The organism is Rhodococcus sp. 077-4, assembly GCF_047782425.1.
In the GTDB taxonomy this organism is placed as follows: domain Bacteria; phylum Actinomycetota; class Actinomycetes; order Mycobacteriales; family Mycobacteriaceae; genus Rhodococcoides.
In genome coordinates this window covers 166498-185957 of record NZ_JAJPWC010000005.1, presented here as the reverse complement: position 1 = coordinate 185957, position 19460 = coordinate 166498, and the positions used below count along the sequence as shown (strand labels likewise).

The window sequence follows — 19460 nt, the reverse complement described above, 5'->3', positions numbered from 1 at the left end:
CCGGGGTATGAATAGGGTGACAAAAGGACGTCCACCGGTAGGTTTTCCGCCTGCCGGCCCGTCCCAGGTTTTACCGCCGAGACACGAGAAACTATGCAGGAGGCTGTCAATGCTGGTCCGCCGTATCGCCCGTCCGTTGATGTCTACGATTTTCATCGCAGGGGGCGTCGACGCACTCCGTAACCCCACCGGCAAAGCGAAGGTTGCCACTCCGCTGATCGAGCAGGGCAAGGACGTCCTCCCCAACGACGTCACCGCGAACGTTCCGAACGACCCGGAGACGCTGGTCCGCATCAACGGCGGCATCCAGGTCGCGGGCGGCATTCTGCTGGCCACCGGCAAGGCACCGCGCATCGCCTCGCTCGCACTCGCCGGAAGTCTCGTTCCGACGACGCTCGCCGGTCACGCCTTCTGGAACGAAACCGATCCGGAAACCAAGGCTGCGCAGCGCATCCACTTCTTCAAGAACCTGAGCCTCCTCGGCGGTCTGCTCATCGCGGCCGTCGACACCGAGGGCAAGCCGTCCGTCGCGTGGCGCAGCAAGCGGGCGGCCCGCCGCGCGCAGGAGAGCGTCGTCTCGGCACTGCCCGGACACTCCACCCACGACACCGGAGAGCGAGTGAAGGAGATCGCAGCCATCGCCGCGAGCCGTAGCGCCGATCTCGCCGACGCGGCCCAGCCCAAGTTGGCCAAGCTTGCCGATGCCGCACAGCCCAAGCTCGCCAAGCTGGCCGACATCGCCACCGACAAGGGATCGGAACTGGCCGAGGTCGCTCAGCCGGCCCTGAACCGCTGGGCTCACATCGCGGCCGACAAGGGCTCCGTGCTGGCCGAGGAAGCGCAGAAGCGCGGCTCCAAGCTCGCCGAACTCGCCGCCGATCGCGGCAGCGACCTGGCCGAAGAGGCTCAGAAGCGCGGCTCCAAGCTGGCCGACAAGGCAGCGCACCGCGGATCCGATTTGGCCGAGCTCGCGCAGAAGCGCGGGTCCAAGCTCGTCGACGTCGCTGCAGATCGCCGTGTCGAACTGGCCGATGTCGCGCAGAAGCGGGCGTCCAAGCTCGCCGATCTCGCTTCCGAGAAGGGCTCGGTCCTGGCCGAGGAGGCTCAGAAGCGTGGGGTCACGTGGGCAGACCTCGCGTCGGACCGCGTCGAGACGCTGAGCACGCGCGCCCGCAAGCGCGCCGAGAAGCAGAGCAAGGAACTCGAGAAGGTGACCGAGCAGGCTCGCGCCAAGCTCGAGAAGCGAGTTGCCAAGGCTCAGAAGAACTTGGACAAGAAGCTGCAGCAGTACACGAAGTAGCTCTCTCCGCGAGCAACAGCACAGCGACGTTCGCGTACACGGCCCTGTCCCGGAACTGCGGTTCTGCGGCAGGGCCGTTGTGCGGCGTAGACTGCTCTGGCTGATTTCGAGGCGATATCTTCGCCTCGGCCGAACTCCCGAGGAGACCCTTTGCCGGACGACGGCCACACATCGAGCGATTCCGATGTGCCGATCGAAGAAGACTTCGAGCAGGCGCATCTGACGCGGCTGTACACCCAACTCGACGCGCTACGCGAATACGCGGCAACTCGATTGCGCACAGTGCTGTTGGAGACCGGCGGAACCCCGCAGGCCCGCAGCGAGCGCGAATCGTTCAACCAGATGTACACCGAGGACATTGCCAAGTACGACGCGGCAGAGAACGGACTGTGCTTCGGACGAATCGACCTCGATCCTGATTCGCTCGACCCCAAAGTCGACGACCGGCCCGAGCGATACATCGGACGCGTCGGAATTCTCGACGACAAGAACGACTACGAAACGCTGCTGCTGGACTGGCGTGCGCCGATGGCCCGGCCGTTCTACCTGGCGACACCGGCCGCACCCGAAAATGTGTTGCGGCGCAGACACATTCGCACCCGTGGCCGTCGAGTGACATCGATCGCGGACGAGTTCCTCGATCTGAACTCCGCTCGATCGTCCAGCGATGCTGCCGTGGCAGGCGGTGTCGCCAGTGAAGGCGCACTGCTTTCGGCGCTCGATGCCGCGCGTACCGGTCAGATGAACGACATCGTCGAGACGATCCAAAGTGAACAGGACGCAATCATTCGGTCGCAACACCGCAGCGTTCTGGTCGTTCAGGGCGGGCCGGGCACGGGCAAGACCGCCGTCGCACTGCACCGTGCCGCGTATCTGCTCTACACCTACCGGCAACAACTCGGTAAGAGCGGCGTCCTGATCATCGGACCCAACGCCACGTTCCTCGACTACATCGGCCAGGTGCTTCCCTCGTTGGGCGAGACCGGCGTACTGCTGTCCACGATCGGCGACCTCTACCCGGGGGTCCGTGCGCAACGCGAGGATTCCGCCCTGGCAACAGAGGTCAAGGGCAGACTGTCCATGGTCGAGGTGCTGACCCAGGCGGTCCGCGACCGCCAGGAAGTTCCCGCCCAGCCGCGCCGCCTGAAGTTCGACACCTACGACATCACGCTCGACCGCAAGATCGTCACTCGGGCTCGCGGGCGCGCTCGCTCGTCGCGGCGACCGCACAACCTGGCTCGGCCGTTGTTCGTGTCCTCGGTCCTCGACCAATTGGCGAACCAACTGGCGGCGAAACTGGGGCAGAACGTCGTCGACGGGTCCAGCTTGCTCAGTGCAGACGACATCGCGGACATGCGCGACGAGATGCGTGAAGACCAGGACGTCATGGCCGCCGTCGACGAGCTGTGGCCGGATCTGTCGCCCCAGCAAGTTCTACACGACCTGTTCACGTCGTCGGAGAAGATCGCCTCGGCGGCACCGGGACTGGACGAAGCGGAGCGCGAGTCTCTCGTTCGTCGGGGCTACGGTTTCTCCTCCGCCGACGCTCCCCTGCTCGACGAACTGGCCGAACTGCTCGGCGTGGACGACGCCGCCGAACGTGAACAGGCACAACGTCAGTGGCGCAGCCAGATTGCCGACGCCCAGGGCGCATTGGACATTCTGACCGGTTCGGCACCACAGGATCTCGAGGACGAGCTCGACCCGGAGATCCTGATGGCCTACGACCTCATCGATGCCGATCAGCTTGCGCGACGGCAGAATTCGGGGCAACGTCTCACCACGGCCGAACGTGCTGCCGGTGACCGAACCTGGACCTACGGGCACGTGATCGTCGACGAGGCGCAGGAACTCTCGGCCATGGCGTGGCGAATGGTCATGCGGCGCATACCGAATCGATGGATGACTCTGGTGGGCGATACGGCGCAGACCGGCGACCCAGCGGGAACCTCGTCGTGGGGTTCGGTTCTCGAACCCTATGTGGCCAAGCGCTGGAAGCGAACCGAGTTGACGGTCAACTATCGAACACCGTCGGAGATCATGACGGTGGCGCACGACGTGTTGGCAGCGATCGACCCCGAGCAGGCCGAACCACGGTCCATTCGCAGCACCGGCGTACAGCCGTGGGCCCAACAGGTGGCAGCCGCAGATCTGGTGACCACGGTCGAGAAGCGCGTGGCCGATCATCCGCGTCCCGGTCTGAGCGCCGTGCTGGTTCCGGCCGGTCACGTCGAGCAATTCCGTCATCTGGCAGCGGAGTCGGTGACCGTATCGACCGTGAAGGACGCGAAGGGCCTCGAATTCGACTCGGTCCTGATCGTCGAACCGGGTGCCATCGTGGCCGAGTCGGTCAAGGGCATGAACGACCTCTACGTGGCGCTCACCCGAGCCACGCAGCGACTTGGAGTGGTGCACGTCGACGCACTGCCCCGAGAGCTCTCGGCGTTGCAGCCGTTCGAGCCGGAGGCCTGACGAACCACGCACACACGAACGGCCCGCTCGATCGATTCGATGGAGCGGGCCGTTCGTGTGTGCAGGGAAATCAGCGGACGGTGTGCACGATCAGAACATCGCAGGTGGACTTGCGAGCGGCATCGGACGGAACCGATCCCAGCAGGCGACCGGTCAGCGAGTTCAGGCCTCGGTTGCCGACGACGAGCAGATCGCCCTTGACCTCGTCCACCAGTGCCAGCAGGGACTCGACGGGCGCACCGACGATCGCCTTCTCCTCGATGTTCTTCGCGCCGGCCTTGGTGGCGTGCTCGCGCGCCGTACGCAGAATCTCGCGCGTCGGTGCCGATCCGGTGATCTGGTAGGCGTCCTCGCGCAATGCGTCGGCGGCAGCGGACGTGTCCTTCGGATCGGCCGGGTAGTACGCGCAGGCGATCACCAAGGTGGCGTCGGCGTCTCCCGCGAGTGCCGCGGCCTTCTCCACTGCCCGCAGTGACGATTCGGAGCCATCGGTCCCGACGACGACGGTGCGGTAGGCGCTCATTCATTCCTCCATTTGTCGGTCACACACAGATGTGACACTTCTGGTCGATCTCGATTGGTGCAAGTCACAGGACCGAAAGACGTGGTCCGGGGACTGATGCGCTGACATTAGCCGGAACCGGCCGATCGGCACGTGAACTTGGGGAACAACACGATCCGCGCCACTCACATACATTGGTTTGCATGCCGATTCCCCGCCCGCCACTGTCGAGACGGGCCATCACTGTCGGTGCCGCCGTGATTGCTGTTCTGGCGGTAGCCGCACTCGCATTCGCATTCCTCCCCCAGGATTCGAGTGCCGACACAACCACGCGTGACGCGCGCATAACGCTACCCGACAGCCCCGGGTCGACGGGCACCGTCGACATCGATGCTCGGCTCTATGCCCCCGCCGTCACCCCCGCCCCGACAGTTCTGCTCGCCCACGGCTTCGGCGGCAGCAAGGACTCGGTCGACGGTGAAGCACGTGACCTCGCGTCTCGCGGGTACACCGTGCTCGCCTACAGCGCACGTGGGTTCGGCGACAGCACAGGTTCGATCTCCCTGAACGACCCCGATCGTGAGGTCGCCGACGCGCGTGGTCTCATCGACTGGCTGGCCGAACAACCGGAAGTGGAACTCGACGCTCCCGGCGATCCGCACGTCGGCGTTGCCGGCGGATCGTACGGCGGCGCACTGGCACTGAGCGCAGGCGGCACCGATCCCCGAATCGATTCGATCGCCGCAGCGATCACCTGGAACGACCTGGGTCAGGCCCTGTTTCCCAACTACGGCGTCACCACCGCCGCGAGTCGAGAAGCCCTCGGCGACACCGTGACCCCCGCAGCAGCACAATACGGCGGACGCGGCGTGCTCAAGCGCGGCTGGGCGGGAGTGTTCTTCGGAGTGGGTGCATCGAGCGCACCGTCCGACCGATCCGCAGACGACGACACCGCAAATTCCGAGAGCACCGACGACTCGTCCGCCTGCGGTCGGTTCGCACCCGAATTCTGCGACGCCTACACACAATCCGCCGTCACCGGAATCCCCAGCCAACAGCTTCTCGATCTGTTGACCGCCCACTCGCCCGTCGCGGTGGCGTCGAACATCACCGCACCGACTCTGCTCGTCCAGGGCACACAGGACACGTTGTTCGGTCTGGATCAGGCCGACGCGACGGCTCGTCAGATCGCGGCGGCCGGCGGGAACGTCACGGTGCGGTGGTTCGACGGCGGCCATGACGCCGGTGGAACGAACGGTGCCAGCGACCGAGCCATCGCCGACTTCTTCGACAAGACCTTGCGTGGCCCTGGTTCCGACACCGGAAGTGAGCCGTTCGTCTACTCCACTCAGCGTGCAGTCGACGAGCGCGGCGGCGACCGCAACCGGCGCATGACGGCTCCCGAGTATCCCGGCCTGACCCCCGATTCCGATCCGACACGAACCGAAGCGGTGACATTCACTCCCGCTACCGAGAACCAGTCGATCATCCGCCCACCCGGAGCGTCGCCGTCGGCGATCTCGTCGGTGCCAGGTCTGGGTTCGGTGCTCGGGGCGCTGGGATCCACCGGAGCCGGTGCCGCACTGACTGCGGACCTGCCGGGCCAGTCGGCGACGTTCACCAGCGATCCTGTCGACTCGTCCGTGACGATCACCGGAGCCCCTCGGGTGAATCTGCGCGTGGCGTCACTGGCTGCGCCGGGTGAAGCAGTGCTGTTCGCCAAGCTCTACGACGTCGCACCGAACGGCACCAGAACACTTCCGGGCGGCGCGGTGTCGGCGATCCGCCTGCCCGACACCGGCGGCATCGATCCGGTCGACGTCACCGTCGCACTTCCCGGCATCAGCTACACCATCCAGCAGGGTCATCGTCTGGAACTGAGTATCTCCACGACCGATCAGGCATACGCCGTTCCACTCGAACCCGCTCGCTTCAGCGTGGCCATGACCGACAACACCATCGCCGTGCCGACAGTCCCTGCCGTGGCGAGTTCGAACAGCACCGTGCCGGTGGCACCACTGATCGGCATCGGAGTCGTCGTACTGGTTGTCGGATGCGCCATCGCTGCCGGAGTCCTTCGGACCAGGCGCCGCACTGTCGCCGAGGTCGACGAGGACCTGATCGACACTCCCCTGGTGATCACCGATCTGGCCAAGACGTACTCCAACGGCTTCCGTGCCGTCGACGGCGTCAGCTTCGAGGTGAAGCAGGGCCAGGTTCTGGGTCTGCTCGGGCCCAACGGTGCAGGAAAGACCACGACGCTGCGCATGCTGATGGGCCTGATCACTCCTACCGGCGGTGACATCCGCGTATTCGGTCACAAGGTGACGCCGGGTGCCCCGGTGCTGTCCAGGCTGGGATCGTTCGTCGAGGGATCCGGCTTTCTTCCGCACCTGACAGGAACGCAGAATCTTCGGTTGTACTGGGAGGCGACGGGTCGACCGATCGAAGACGCTCATCTCGAGGAAGCCCTCGACATCGCCGACCTCGGCACCGCGATCGAACGCAAGGTCAAGTCGTACAGCCAAGGAATGCGGCAGCGGCTCGCCATCGCCCAGGCCATGCTCGGGTTGCCGGATCTGATGGTCCTCGACGAACCGACCAATGGACTCGACCCACCGCAGATCAGGACCATGCGCGACGTCCTGATCAACTACGCGAAGACCGGGCGAACGGTGTTGGTGTCGAGCCATCTCCTCGCCGAAGTGGAGCAGACCTGCACCCACGTGGTCGTCATGAACCGCGGTTCGGTGATCAGCTCGGGCACCGTCCGTGAATTGACCGCGGCGGGCGGGCAGACGGAGATCAGGGTCGACGACGCCACGCGCGCGCAGTCGGTGCTCGATGCTGCGGGCCACGACGGTGCCGTCGTCGTCGACGACAGCACGGTGACCGTGGACCTGACCGACGCGGACTCCGCCGTCGTCATCAGAGAACTCGTCACCGCGGGCGTCTCGGTGCGTGGCTTCTCGCAATCGACCCGCCTCGAGGACGTATTCCTCGACCTCGTCCACCGAGACAACCCGGGCTCTGTGATTCGAGAGCCCGACACCAGCAAGGAACGCTCATGACCACCACGCACGCAGACGGGCGCGCGGCCGGCTACAGCGGCGGGCGCACCTTGCCGTTTCGTACCGAGCTGCGCAGGCAGCTGGGCCGCCGCCGCACTCAGCTGGCCATCGGTTTCCTGGCCCTGCTTCCGGTGATCCTGGCCATCGCGTTCACCGTCGGCAGCTCGAGTGCGGACTCCGATGCCGGCGGGCTCATCGAACTCGGCACTCGCGGTGGCATGAACTTCACGGTCTTCGCGCTGTTCATGTCGGTGGGATTTCTGCTGATCGTGGTGGTGGCCCTGTTCTTCGGCGACTCGGTGGCAAGCGAAGCCTCGTGGTCGAGCCTGCGGTATCTGCTTGCCATTCCCGTGCCCCGGAGTCGACTGCTGACGCAGAAAGCGCTGGTCTCGGCCACCCTGTCCAGTGCGGCGATCGTGGTGCTCGTCGGAGTGTCACTCCTGATCGGCACCGTGATGTACGGCGCGGAATCGCTGATCACCCCACTGGGTGAGGGATTGTCGTACGGAACCTCCCTGGTGCGGCTGCTGATCGCAGTGGCCTACATCGGCATCAACCTGCTGTGGGTCGCCGGACTGGCGATGTTGTTGTCGGTGCTCACCGACGCCCCTCTCGGGGCCGTCGGCGGCGCGGTGATGACGTCGATTCTGATGCAGATTCTCGATCAGATCACGGCGCTCGGATCGCTCCGCAACTACCTGCCCGGGCACTACGCGAATTCGTGGATCGACGCTTTCGGGACGAGCATCGATTGGAACGACATGGTGGTCGGCTCGTTCTCGGCCGTCACCTACGCGGCGGTGTTCGGGTTGATCGCATGGCGACGCTTCGGCACCAAGGACATCACCAGCTGAGCTGGTCTACTTCTTGGTGATCGCGGGTCCGAAGACGCCGGCGGGAATGACGCCCTGGCCGACGATGGATTCGCGCCACGGCGTCGCGAGCGAGACCAGCCGCGCGGCACCGTCTTCGCCGAGGGCGGCCCATGGCACCACGGCGAGGTCGTTGGTGATGTCCTCGACCAGCGTGCGGAGATCTTCGCCGTCCTGAGTCAGCGAACCGTCGGAGGTGAGCAACTCTCGGTCGGCCAGCGAGGCCACCGCTCCGTCCCACTGCTCCGTCGACCAGCCGCGACGCTTACGCGCGAACTCCTTCTCGAACCCGTACCCGGTGGCGGTGTGCGTGATGAGTGCTTCGAGACCGTTGAGGCCCGCCGTCTGCAGCGCAGCAATGTGACCGTCGCCGCGGTATTCGCGAATCAGTGTCAGGGCGTGCCACAGCACCAGGTGCGGTGCGGTCGGCCAGTCGAGCTCGGCATACGCGGCGTACAACGGGCGGCCGTCGTCACCGGGGATACCGCGGGCAGCGATCGATGCGAGATCTGCCGCCTCTGCCATGTCGGCAGACGTCAGAACCTCGGTGCCGAGCAGTCGAGCGAAAGCGACGTCGAGAGTGGCGTAGCGGACAGCCATGATCTCGTCGGGTGACGCGATGTCCCAGGCGGCTGGGATGAGCGGTTCCACCAGTTCTCGATTGAAGTTGTAGAAGGTGGCGGTGACGACACCGGCACCGACTCGCCCCAAGGGCGCTGCGCGGCCTGCGAAATAGCAGGCCCTGGGCGGCAACCCGGCGGCGACGAGAGCTTCCTGCGTCTCCGGAAGGAAGTAGGTCATCGAATGAATGAGTTCGAGAGCGCGAGAGGTTCGGCCGGCAGTGGTTGCGTCCATCACTGAACCGTAGCGAACTCGAGCCTGTCCTATTTCAAGCCGGCCGCATCCATCCCACGAAGCTCCTTCTTCAAGTCCTGGATCTCGTCACGCAGTCGGCCTGCGAGCTCGAACTTCAGCTCGCGTGCCGCGTTCATCATCTGGTCGGTCATGTTCTTGATCAGATCGGCCAGTTCGGCTCGTGGCATGGACGAGACATCCTGGCCCTCGTACACCCCGGAGCTCACCGATCTACCTGCTTCGCCCTGTGCTCGTCGTCCACGGCTCGCGTTGCGACCGGAACCACCCACCTCGACGACCGAGTCGGTGTCCTCAGCCTCTTGATACACCTGGTCGAGGATGTCGGCGATCTTCTTGCGCAGCGGCTGCGGGTCGACTCCGCGCTCCTTGTTGTACGCGATCTGCTTCTCGCGCCGACGCTCGGTTTCCTCGATCGCGTAGGTCATCGAGTCGGTCATCTTGTCGGCATACATGTGCACTTCGCCGGACACATTTCGGGCCGCACGACCGATGGTCTGGATGAGGCTGGTGCCGCTGCGTAGGAAGCCCTCCTTGTCGGCGTCGAGGATGGCGACGAGCGAGACCTCGGGAAGGTCGAGACCCTCCCTGAGCAGGTTGATGCCCACCAGCACGTCGTACTCGCCCAACCGGAGTTGGCGCAGCAGCTCGACGCGGCGGAGCGTGTCGATGTCGGAGTGCAGGTAGCGAACGCGAATGCCCAGTTCGAGCAGATAGTCGGTGAGGTCCTCCGACATCTTCTTGGTCAAGGTGGTCACCAGTACTCGCTCGTCCTTCTCGGCACGCTCACGAATCTGGTGCACGAGGTCGTCGATCTGCCCCTTGGTGGGTTTGATGACGACCTGGGGGTCGACGAGTCCGGTGGGTCGGATGACCTGCTCGACGAACTCGCCTCCGGTCTGGCCCAACTCGTACTTTCCTGGCGTTGCCGAGAGGTACACCGTCTGGCCGATCCGCTGAGTGAATTCCTCCCACGTCAGAGGTCGGTTGTCGGTCGCGGACGGCAACCGGAACCCGAAGTCGACGAGGTTGCGTTTGCGCGACATGTCCCCCTCGTACATGGCACCGATCTGCGGCACGGTCACGTGCGACTCGTCGATGACGAGCAGAAAGTCCTCGGGAAAGTAGTCGATCAACGTGGCGGGCGCGGTACCTGCACCACGACCGTCGATGTGCCGCGAGTAGTTCTCGATTCCCGAGCAGAACCCGACCTGCTTGATCATCTCCAGGTCGTACTGCGTCCGCATCCGGAGTCGTTGCGCCTCGAGCAGCTTTCCTTTGCCCTCCAGTTCGGCGAGACGTGCTTCGAGCTCGGCCTCGATGTCCTTGACTGCTCGCTCCATCCGCTCGGGACCAGCCACGTAGTGCGTGGCAGGGAAGATGCGAACCGCGTCGACCTTGCGGACGATGTCTCCGGTGAGCGGATGGAGGTAGTACAGCGCCTCGATCTCGTCGCCGAAGAACTCGATGCGAATCGCCAGTTCCTCGTAGGACGGAATGATTTCGACGGTGTCGCCGCGAACCCGGAACGACCCGCGGGTGAAGGCCATGTCGTTGCGGGTGTACTGCACGTCCACCAGCAGCCGAAGCAGCGCGTCGCGCTGCACTTCGACGTTGACCTCCAGCTCGATCGAACGATCCACGTACGACTGCGGGGTTCCGAGACCGTAGATGCACGACACCGAGGCCACCACGACCACGTCGCGTCTCGAGAGCAGGGATGCCGTCGCCGAGTGCCGCAGCCGCTCGACGTCGTCGTTGACGGAGGAGTCCTTCTCGATGTACGTGTCGGTCTGCGCGATGTACGCCTCGGGTTGGTAGTAGTCGTAGTACGACACGAAGTACTCGACTGCGTTGTTGGGCAACATGTCTCGCAGCTCGTTCGCCAACTGCGCCGCCAGAGTCTTGTTCGGTGCCATCACCAGGGTGGGGCGCTGCAGCTTCTCGATGAGCCAGGCAGTGGTGGCCGACTTGCCGGTACCCGTGGCACCGAGCAGGACGATGTCTTTCTCGTCGGCCCTGATCCGTCGTTCGAGCTCCGCGATCGCGGTCGGCTGATCTCCCGCCGGTGTGTGTTCGCTGACGACCTCGAACGCCGGACCGGTGCGCTCGATCGCGCCCACCGGACGATGTTCGGAGTGCGCGACAACGGGATGTTCGGATGCAAACGCCATTTCACAAGCGTAGACGCGACCACCGACAAGTTCCGTCGGACCGACCTCGACGGTCGGTTCCCGGTAACTTCTACAGGCATGGTCGCCCACACGTCAGCCGGTGCACACACCGACGTTCATGCCCCCAAGCACGAGACGTTCGACCTTGTCGCCAAGACGAACGTCGATCCCAAGGGGTTCGTGCGCGTCGTCGACGAATACCGCGTCGAGCCGTGGGGGCTGTACATGGCCCGTCCCTCGGATCACGCCCACTTCGACTACCTGGAGTCCTGGTTGCTGCCTGCGCTCGGGCTCCGGGCGTCGGTGTTCCACTACCTGCCCGCGCACGCCCGCGATCAGGACTACTACGTCGACATCGGCGAGTACACGGCGGGAACCACCCGATGGACGTCCGTCGACCACTATCTCGACCTCAGTGTCCGTACCGGCCGCGATTACGACCTGCTCGACGTCGACGAACTGTTCGACGCTCGGGTTGCACAGCATCTGGACACACCGACGGCCGAGCTCGCACTGGCCAGATCGATCACGGCCATCGAGGGGCTGACGCGACATGACTACGACCTGAACGCGTGGCTCGCGTCGATCGGCATGCCGACCGAGTGGAACGGTAAGCCGTCCTGATTCAGGCGGTCCAGTCGGTCTGCTCCGCCCACTGCCAGGCCCGGCGGTATGCCACGTCGAACCATGGGGCTTTCGCATTCTCGTACGCCTCGATCGCCGATCGAAAATCGGTGATTCCGGCAGCGGCCTCGGTGGCGCGTCGCTTGATTCCCGCATACTCCGTCGCTACACCTGCGTCCGCGCGCAACCAATCACGGAACAGCAGCGCAAATTTCTGATTCGGCCAGCCGTCGACCCGAATGTGGACGTTCGCCGGCCGACCCGGATCTGCACTGCCGTGAAAGCGCTTGGACCACACGGCCGGATCGGCCTCCCCGCCGATTCCGTACGCAGGCTTCGGGTCATCGAAATTGCTGGCCTCCCTGCGAGGGAACCCTGCTGACCGCAGCTGTTCGGCGACGGCATCGGCGTCGTCGAGTGCCCGCACCGTGATCTGAATGTCGATGACGTCCTTGGCGTCGAGGCCGGGCACTGCGGTCGATCCGACATGATCGATCCGAACGGCTTTGTCGCCGCAGGCAAGGGCCAGTCGGGCGACGATGCGTCGGGCCTGCGATTCCCAGGCCGGATCGGCCGTCACCAGTTCCGGATGCGTGCGGGCGATTACGCCCTCTCTGATGTTGCGCTCGAAGGGAATCAGACGGTCGTTCCACAACGCTCGGACTCCGTCGTCGACGCTGCCGGGCGCACCGGTGTTGTCGATCCACACGTCTGCCGCAGCTCGCCGTGCGTCGTCGGTTGCCTGTGCGGCTATACGCGCGCGTGCGTCGGCCTCGGGCATGCCTCGTTGGCCGGTGAGTCGGCGTACTCGTTCCTCGGCGTCGACCCACACGATGACCACCAGGTGGAAGAACGGACCCATCGACCCTTCGACGAGGAGCGGAATATCCTGCACCACAACGGAATCCGGATTCGCTCCGTCGATGATCTCGGCCGTACGCCTACCGACCAACGGATGGACGATGGCGTTGAGTTTCTTGCGTGATTCCTCGTCGCCGAATGCCTTGGCTGCCAATGCCGGACGGTCGAGTGAACCGTCGGACGCAAGAATGTCGGCACCGAAGGTCTCTGTCAGTTGTTGCAGCCCAGGTGTTCCCGGCTCCACAACCTCACGGGCGAGCACATCGGAGTCGACGAGAACTCCCCCGAGTTCGGTCAGCACCTTCGCAACGGTCGATTTTCCGGCACCAATTCCACCGGTCAGTCCCAGTCTCAGCATGCCCCCAGTCTGACACTCGAACACGCCGAAGCACACCAGCCTCAAATGCACCGGTTTCGTAGGCGTGTCGGTTATCTTCGACGAACGCGACCTCGATGTGCCGACCCACTGCTATTGAAAAGGACACCCATGCGAAGCAATCAGATCCAACCGGGTCGGCACCGCCTTGGCATGGATGCAGGCGTTCACTGCATTCTCATCCCGGAAGTTGCCTCGGCGTTGGCCGACCACCGGCGTAACTGGTTCACGAACCTCATCACCCCCGCCCGCCACAGCTTCGCCACCATGCGCAAGCGCACAGCGAGCGTCGGCCAGTGGAGTCCAGCCACTGCCGCGTAGTTCGCACTCCCCCTCCACCTTGGGCCCGGTTCACCAGAACCGGGTCCATTGTCGTTTCGGCAGGACTTCTGCTTGCGGGGTTCGAACGAGAAAGCCCCGGTTCTCACCAGGAGAACCGGGGCTCGGTGTCACACCCTCACGGGTGGACTACTTCTATCAGGCGTTGCCCGACAGCTTCTCGCGAAGTGCAGCGAGCTGCGCATCGCTGGCCAGCGATCCACCGGTCGAAGCCGGAGCCGACGCTGCGGGAGCGTCGCCTTCTGCATCGGCGGGGGCCTGACCCGACTCGGAGGAGTAGTTGGTGTTGGCGGCTTCGGCAGCTTCGTCCTTGGCCGTCTTCTCCATCTGAGCAGTGTGCATCTTGTGGCGACGCTCTGCCTCGGCGTAGCGGCCTTCCCACTCTTCACGCTGCTTCTCGTAACCTTCGAGCCATTCGTTGGTCTCGGAGTCGAAGCCCTCGGGGAAGATGTAGTTGCCACCCTCGTCGTACGAGTCGGCCATGCCGTACTTGGACGGATCGAACTCTTCTGCGTAGTCCTCGTTGGCCTGCTTGAGGCTCAACGAAATCCGGCGACGCTCGAGATCGATGTCGATGACCTTGACGAGTGCGTCGTCGCCGACACCCACGACCTGGTCCGGAACCTCCACGTGGCGCTCGGCCAGCTCGGAGATGTGCACGAGGCCCTCGATGCCCTCTTCGACGCGCACGAATGCACCGAAGGGAACCAGCTTGGTGACCTTGCCGGGCACGATCTGGCCGATCGCGTGGGTGCGAGCGAACTGACGCCACGGATCTTCCTGAGTTGCCTTGAGCGACAGGGAAACACGCTCGCGGTCCAGGTCGACGTCGAGAACCTCGACGGTGACCTCGGTGCCGACCTCGACAACCTCGGACGGGTGATCGATGTGCTTCCAGGACAGCTCGGAGACGTGCACGAGTCCGTCGACGCCACCGAGGTCCACGAAGGCACCGAAGTTGACGATGGAGGACACGACGCCCTTGCGGACCTGGCCCTTCTGGAGCTGGTGCAGGAACTCGCTGCGGACCTCGGACTGGGTCTGCTCGAGCCATGCGCGACGCGACAGGACCACGTTGTTGCGGTTCTTGTCGAGCTCGATGATCTTGGCCTCGATCTCCTTGCCGACGTACGGCTGGAGGTCGCGAACGCGACGCATCTCGACGAGCGAGGCGGGGAGGAAGCCACGGAGACCGATGTCGAGGATGAGTCCACCCTTGACGACCTCGATGACGGTGCCCTTGACGGCCTCGTCCTTCTCCTTGAGCTCCTCGATCGTGCCCCAAGCGCGCTCGTACTGAGCTCGCTTCTTGGACAGGATCAGACGGCCTTCCTTGTCCTCCTTGGTGAGGACGAGTGCTTCGATCTCATCTCCCACGGAGACGACCTCGTTGGGGTCGACGTCGTGCTTGATGGAGAGCTCGCGGGAAGGAATAACGCCTTCGGTCTTGTAACCGATGTCGAGTAGAACCTCGTCACGATCGACCTTGACGATGGTGCCCTCGACGATGTCACCATCGTTGAAGTACTTGATCGTGGCGTCGATGGCGGCGAGAAAATCCTCTGCGGAGCCGATATCGTTGACGGCTACCTGCGGTGAGGTTGTGGTTGAGGGCATGTGTTGAGTTGCTCCGGACGGGTTGGGTATCGGTTGATGGATGTTCGGTCGGACTTGGTGAAACGTGTGCAGCACGAACATGTTCGGCGGATCCGTTGCCGGGTCCGCATGCGCCGCCGCCGGGCGAACCCGACCTGGGCGCAGCATGAACACACTCGCGTTGAACAGGGTACGCGATGCCGTAGTACCAGCACAAACCCGGTTAGAGTCGGCGTGTGACCGATCTTTCCACTCCGTCGTCCACTCCCGGCCGCCGCCGGATCGATTCGGTCGAGAGCGACCGTGCCAGCCGTCTCTGGTGGGATTCGGACGCCGAGAACTACCACCGTACCCACGGCGCGTTCCTGGGAGCTTCGTCCGAATCCGGTGAATTCGTCTGGTGCCCGGAGGGACTGCACGAGGGCGACGCGCACCTGCTCGGCGACGTCGTGGGCAAGGATGTCCTCGAGGTGGGTTGCGGCAGCGCACCATGCGCCCGCTGGCTCGGAGCACAGGGTGCACGCGCGATCGGGCTCGACATCTCGATGGGCATGTTGCAGCGCGGCGTCGACGCCATGACCGCGGGCGGGTCGACGGTTCCGTTGGTGCAGGCCAGTGCCGAATCGTTGCCGTTCGCCGACGAGCGGTTCGACATCGTCTGCTCGGCGTTCGGTGCGGTTCCGTTCGTCGCGGACTCGGCCAACGTGATGAAGGAGGTGGCGCGAGTACTCCGGCCGGGCGGAATCTGGGTGTTCGCCGTCAATCATCCGATGCGCTGGATCTTCCCCGACGATCCAGGGCTCGGAGGGCTGACCGCAACCATTCCGTACTTCGATCGAACCCCGTACGTCGAGTACGACGCCGACGGGACCCCGAATTACGTGGAGCATCACCGCACGATCGGTGATCGCGTTCGCGAACTGGTCGCCGCCGGTCTCGAGGTACGCGACATCGTCGAGCCGGACTGGCCGGAGTGGCTCGACCGCGAATGGGGTCAGTGGAGCCCGCTTCGTGGACAGCTCTTCCCCGGTACCGCGATCTTCAGCAGCCGCAAACCGATCTGATCGAAGACCGTCGATCAGCGCCGGTGCACCCGGGCTTCGACTGTTTCGGTGAATGCACTGGTCGACGCCTGCCCACCGAGATCGGCCGTCGCGACCCCGGATTCGACGGTGGCGTCGACGGCGTGTCGGATCCGGCCTGCTGCGGCGGCGAGCCGTTCGTCCCGATGCCGGGGGGCGAGCCACTCGAGCAGCATCGCGGCAGAGAGAAACAGCGCCGTCGGATTGGCGCGGTTCTTCCCTACGATGTCCGGGGCCGATCCGTGCGAGGCCTGCGCCATCGCCCGAGTCTGCGAGGAGTTGATCGACGGCGCCGTGCCGAGGGATCCGGACAGCTCGCCCGTCAGATCCGACAGGATGTCTCCGAACATGTTCTCGGCCACGATGACGTCGTAGTCCTGACCGCGTCGGACCAGGTGCGCGGTGAGCGCATCGACGTGCTCCTCGGTGACCTCGACGTGTGGGAACTGCTCGCCCACGGCGCGGCACGCATCGCGGAACAATCCGGTCGTCATGGCCAGCACATTGGTCTTGTGCACGATGGTCAGCTTCCTGCGGCGTCGATCTGCCAACGAGAATGCCTCGCGGGCAATACGTTCGCACGCTGGGCGGGTGAACACTCCGACCGCCAGCGCCACGTCGGGAGTCGGCATGAACTCTCCGCTTCCGACGAACATGTTCCGATCGGCGTAAAAGCCCTCGGTGTTCTCCCTAACCACCACCAGATCCATCCTCGGTGACACCGCCCGGACACCGGTGAGGGCCTTCGCCGGCCGAATGTTGGCGAACAGATCGAAGGTCTTGCGAATGCGTCCGCCGGGCGTCAGCTGCGAACGGAACGGTTCCGGATACGACGCGCTGTCGTGTGGTCCCAGAATCCAACATTCGAGCTCGCCCAACTCCGCCAGCGTGTGCTCGGGCACCGGTGTTCCGTACTCGTCGATAGCGCTGCGCCCGAGAGGGAGGTGCACCCAGTCGACGGCCGGTCCACGTGCGGCCGCCAGTGCCGCGTCGACCACCCGGATCGTTGCGGGGACGATCTCGTGGCCGATGCCGTCGCCGTTCATGGCCCCGATCCGTAGCGTCGTTGCGTTCTGTCCGTCCGTCTGCGACATCATGGCCTCCATGGTGCAGTCCGCAGAACTTCTACTCGACTCCGGCCTCGATAGAGCGGTTCGCCGCGAGGGGGCGACGCTGTCCGGCGCAGGACTCCCGAGTCAGAACCGTCATCTCGGCGAGTCGAACCGCCCGCACGTCACCGTCGCCGTGGCGTCGTCGATGCCTGTCGCGGTGGACGACGGCGACGCGGTCCGCTTCGATCCGTTCGGGGTTCGCCTCGGGGGGATCGTCGTGTTCGGCGGTCGGAAAATCACTGTGGCGCGGCTGGTCGTTCCGTCGACCGCGTTGCTCGATTTGCACGCCAGGATGCACGAGGCCGTGGGCGAGCATTCGCTCGATTACCTCGATCCTGGTCGATGGACACCACACGTGACGTTGGCCCGACGGCTGACACCCGAGGAGGCAGGGGCGGCGGTGCGCCTGCTCTCGGCCGACATGGTCGATCTCGTGGGGTCCGCTGTGGCGCTGCGCCGGTGGGACGGCGAGGGCAAACGCGAGTGGCGAATCGGCTGACCCGGTATCTCAGAACCGGTAATCACCGAACTGAGTCACCTCCGCATGAGTATCGGGAGCGAAGCCTGCGACCACGAGGGAGTCGATGGCCAGGAACGACAGCACAACTACCAATACAATTGTCATGTCACCAGCGTCCTACCTGCGACGAGTGCGCACGAGTGGCAGTAACGCCACATATCCACGACTTTCTGCCATACTCTTCATCATGCTGAAACGAGTGGTCGTCGCACTGATGCCGTTGACCGAACAGTTCGAGTTGGGCGTTGCGTGTGAGGTGTTCGGGTTCGACCGCTCGGACGAGGGTCTGCCCACCTACGACTTCTCACTGATCGCCGGTGTCCCCGAACCGATCCGCACCCGCGTCGGATACACCATCGACGTGCCACACGATTTGGACCGACTCGACAGCGCCGACCTGATCATCATTCCCGCCGGTGGCACCGAAGCAGCGGTCGACGGCAGCTTCGTGTGCGGCACGGAATACGACGCATCCATCGAACCCTTACTGGCCAAACTTCGCGCAGCAGTGGACCGGGGTGCCTTGGTCGCCAGCCTGTGCAACGGCGCGTTCGTACTCGGCAAGGCCGGGCTGCTCGACGGCAGACCGTGCACGACGCATTGGCGCCATTCGGCCTCGCTGGCTGCGAAATACCCTCTGGCACAGGTCGATCCGAACGTCCTCTACGTGGATGCGGGGAACGTGCTCACCAGTGCCGGCACGGCAGCCGGAATCGACCTGTGCCTGCACATCGTGCGCAAGTACCAGGGCAGCGTCGTGGCCAACGGGATCGCGCGCAGAATGGTCGTCCCGCCGCATCGGGATGGCGGCCAGGCACAATTCGTCACCAGTCCCCTACCGGCCACCCGCATCGACACACTGGCACCGTTGCTGGACTGGATGACCGAGAACCTCGACTCCGAGCTCACCATCGGCCGATTGGCGGCTCGGGTGAACATGTCGCCGCGTACCTTCGCTCGCAAGTTCGCGGCCGAGACCGGAACGACGCCGGCGCGGTGGCTGAACGATCAACGAGTGCTGGCAGCGCAGCAGCTGCTGGAGAACTCCGATCTGCCGATGGATTCGATCGCCGAGGTGGTCGGCTTCGGGAATGCCGCGGCCCTGCGGCAACACTTCGTGCGGCTGCGATGCACCACGCCGAACTCGTACCGCCGGACGTTCCGCGCCGCACCCCAGCCCGCCTGATAACCGCAGCCGGGATGATTCCGGCAGATACCTGCGTTGAGATCGACCAGAAGCGCAATCAATCGAAAGGGACCGTGTGGCCACTCAGACTTTGACCCAGCAGAATTTCGACGAGATCGTGACGAACAACGACGTGGTGTTGGTCGATTTCTGGGCGTCCTGGTGCGGACCGTGCCGCCAGTTCGCTCCGACCTTCGAGAAGTCGTCCGATGCGCACCCCGACGTCGTACACGCCAAGGTGGACACCGAGGCCGAGCAGGGCCTCGCTGCAGCGGCTCAGATCCAGTCGATCCCCACGATCATGGCATTCCGCGAGGGAATCCTCGTCTACGCACAGCCCGGCGCACTGCCCGCCCCGGCGCTCGAAGACCTCGTAGGGCAGATCAAGGCACTGGACATGGACGTCGTACGCCAGCAGATCGCCGAGCAGGCCCCCGCGGCGGAGTAGTGCATTCCTCGTGAGTGTTTTGCGTGCCTCCAAACGCGCAAAACACTCACGA

At 64.6% G+C, this 19460-nt stretch carries 16 protein-coding genes; 10 read left to right on the top strand and 6 right to left on the bottom strand.

The annotated features are described in order from the left end of the window. Positions 1-109: 109 nt before the first annotated feature. Positions 110-1300: a DoxX family membrane protein gene (locus ACNEOT_RS22805; RefSeq protein WP_415976874.1), complete on the top strand. Its 1191-nt coding sequence runs from the start codon at positions 110-112 to the stop codon at positions 1298-1300. Positions 1301-1450: 150 nt separating this feature from the next. Further along, complete coding sequence (locus tag ACNEOT_RS22800; RefSeq protein WP_415976873.1) at positions 1451-3772, top strand: HelD family protein; 2322 nt, start codon at positions 1451-1453, stop codon at positions 3770-3772. 70 nt (positions 3773-3842) lie between these two features. On the opposite strand, the gene ACNEOT_RS22795 is transcribed toward ACNEOT_RS22800, so the two are convergent. Further along, the gene (locus tag ACNEOT_RS22795) at positions 3843-4295 is read right to left on the bottom strand and encodes a universal stress protein (RefSeq protein WP_032378962.1); all 453 of its coding nucleotides are present in this window, start codon (positions 4293-4295) and stop codon (positions 3843-3845) included. 182 nt (positions 4296-4477) lie between these two features. Between ACNEOT_RS22795 and ACNEOT_RS22790 the strand changes: the two genes are divergently transcribed. Together ACNEOT_RS22790 and ACNEOT_RS22785 are read left to right on the top strand one after the other, a co-directional pair. Then, entirely contained in the window at positions 4478-7345 is a 2868-nt protein-coding gene (locus ACNEOT_RS22790; RefSeq protein WP_415976872.1) for an alpha/beta fold hydrolase, read from the top strand. Continuing rightward, positions 7342-8199 carry an ABC transporter permease gene (locus tag ACNEOT_RS22785; protein ID WP_415976871.1) on the top strand — a complete coding sequence of 286 codons (858 nt, stop codon included), beginning with the start codon at positions 7342-7344 and terminating at the stop codon, positions 8197-8199. The genes ACNEOT_RS22790 and ACNEOT_RS22785 overlap by 4 nt, the downstream gene beginning before the upstream one ends. Positions 8200-8205: 6 nt before the next feature. Here the strand turns inward: ACNEOT_RS22785 and ACNEOT_RS22780 are convergent, their stop codons facing one another. Continuing rightward, positions 8206-9072, bottom strand: a complete 867-nt coding sequence (locus ACNEOT_RS22780; RefSeq protein WP_415976870.1) for an SCO6745 family protein — start codon at positions 9070-9072, stop codon at positions 8206-8208. A 29-nt stretch (positions 9073-9101) separates the two neighbouring features. Beyond that, entirely contained in the window at positions 9102-11264 is a 2163-nt protein-coding gene (gene uvrB, locus ACNEOT_RS22775) for an excinuclease ABC subunit UvrB (RefSeq protein ID WP_415976869.1), read from the bottom strand. A 78-nt stretch (positions 11265-11342) separates the two neighbouring features. Between uvrB and ACNEOT_RS22770 the strand changes: the two genes are divergently transcribed. Then, positions 11343-11888, top strand: coding sequence for a DUF402 domain-containing protein (locus tag ACNEOT_RS22770; RefSeq protein WP_415976868.1), 546 nt, complete (start codon positions 11343-11345; stop codon positions 11886-11888). Between the two features lies 1 nt (position 11889). Here ACNEOT_RS22770 and coaE read toward each other — a convergent pair whose 3' ends face one another. Further along, on the bottom strand, positions 11890-13107 hold the full coding sequence (gene coaE, locus ACNEOT_RS22765; RefSeq protein ID WP_415976867.1) for a dephospho-CoA kinase: 1218 nt from the start codon (positions 13105-13107) through the stop codon (positions 11890-11892). Positions 13108-13236: 129 nt separating this feature from the next. Between coaE and ACNEOT_RS22760 the strand changes: the two genes are divergently transcribed. After that, complete coding sequence (locus ACNEOT_RS22760; protein WP_415976866.1) at positions 13237-13446, top strand: hypothetical protein; 210 nt, start codon at positions 13237-13239, stop codon at positions 13444-13446. Positions 13447-13602: 156 nt separating this feature from the next. Here the strand turns inward: ACNEOT_RS22760 and rpsA are convergent, their stop codons facing one another. Next, on the bottom strand, positions 13603-15081 hold the full coding sequence (rpsA, locus tag ACNEOT_RS22755) for a 30S ribosomal protein S1 (protein WP_027497255.1): 1479 nt from the start codon (positions 15079-15081) through the stop codon (positions 13603-13605). Positions 15082-15296: 215 nt separating this feature from the next. Here rpsA and ACNEOT_RS22750 point away from each other — a divergent pair, with 215 nt between their 5' ends. Then, positions 15297-16124: a class I SAM-dependent methyltransferase gene (locus ACNEOT_RS22750; RefSeq protein ID WP_415976865.1), complete on the top strand. Its 828-nt coding sequence runs from the start codon at positions 15297-15299 to the stop codon at positions 16122-16124. A 14-nt stretch (positions 16125-16138) separates the two neighbouring features. Here the strand turns inward: ACNEOT_RS22750 and ACNEOT_RS22745 are convergent, their stop codons facing one another. Continuing rightward, a complete protein-coding gene (locus ACNEOT_RS22745; protein ID WP_415976915.1) occupies positions 16139-17236 on the bottom strand; it encodes an isocitrate/isopropylmalate dehydrogenase family protein in 1098 nt (365 codons plus the stop codon). 10 nt (positions 17237-17246) lie between these two features. Here ACNEOT_RS22745 and ACNEOT_RS22740 point away from each other — a divergent pair, with 10 nt between their 5' ends. The 3 genes from ACNEOT_RS22740 to trxA all read left to right on the top strand — a co-directional run bounded on the left by ACNEOT_RS22740 (position 17247) and on the right by trxA (position 19408). Next, on the top strand, positions 17247-17753 hold the full coding sequence (locus ACNEOT_RS22740; protein WP_415976864.1) for a 2'-5' RNA ligase family protein: 507 nt from the start codon (positions 17247-17249) through the stop codon (positions 17751-17753). A 208-nt stretch (positions 17754-17961) separates the two neighbouring features. Beyond that, entirely contained in the window at positions 17962-18960 is a 999-nt protein-coding gene (locus ACNEOT_RS22735) for a helix-turn-helix domain-containing protein (RefSeq protein ID WP_415976863.1), read from the top strand. A 76-nt stretch (positions 18961-19036) separates the two neighbouring features. Further along, the gene (gene trxA / locus ACNEOT_RS22730) at positions 19037-19408 is read left to right on the top strand and encodes a thioredoxin (RefSeq protein ID WP_037192657.1); all 372 of its coding nucleotides are present in this window, start codon (positions 19037-19039) and stop codon (positions 19406-19408) included. Positions 19409-19460 lie beyond the last annotated feature (52 nt).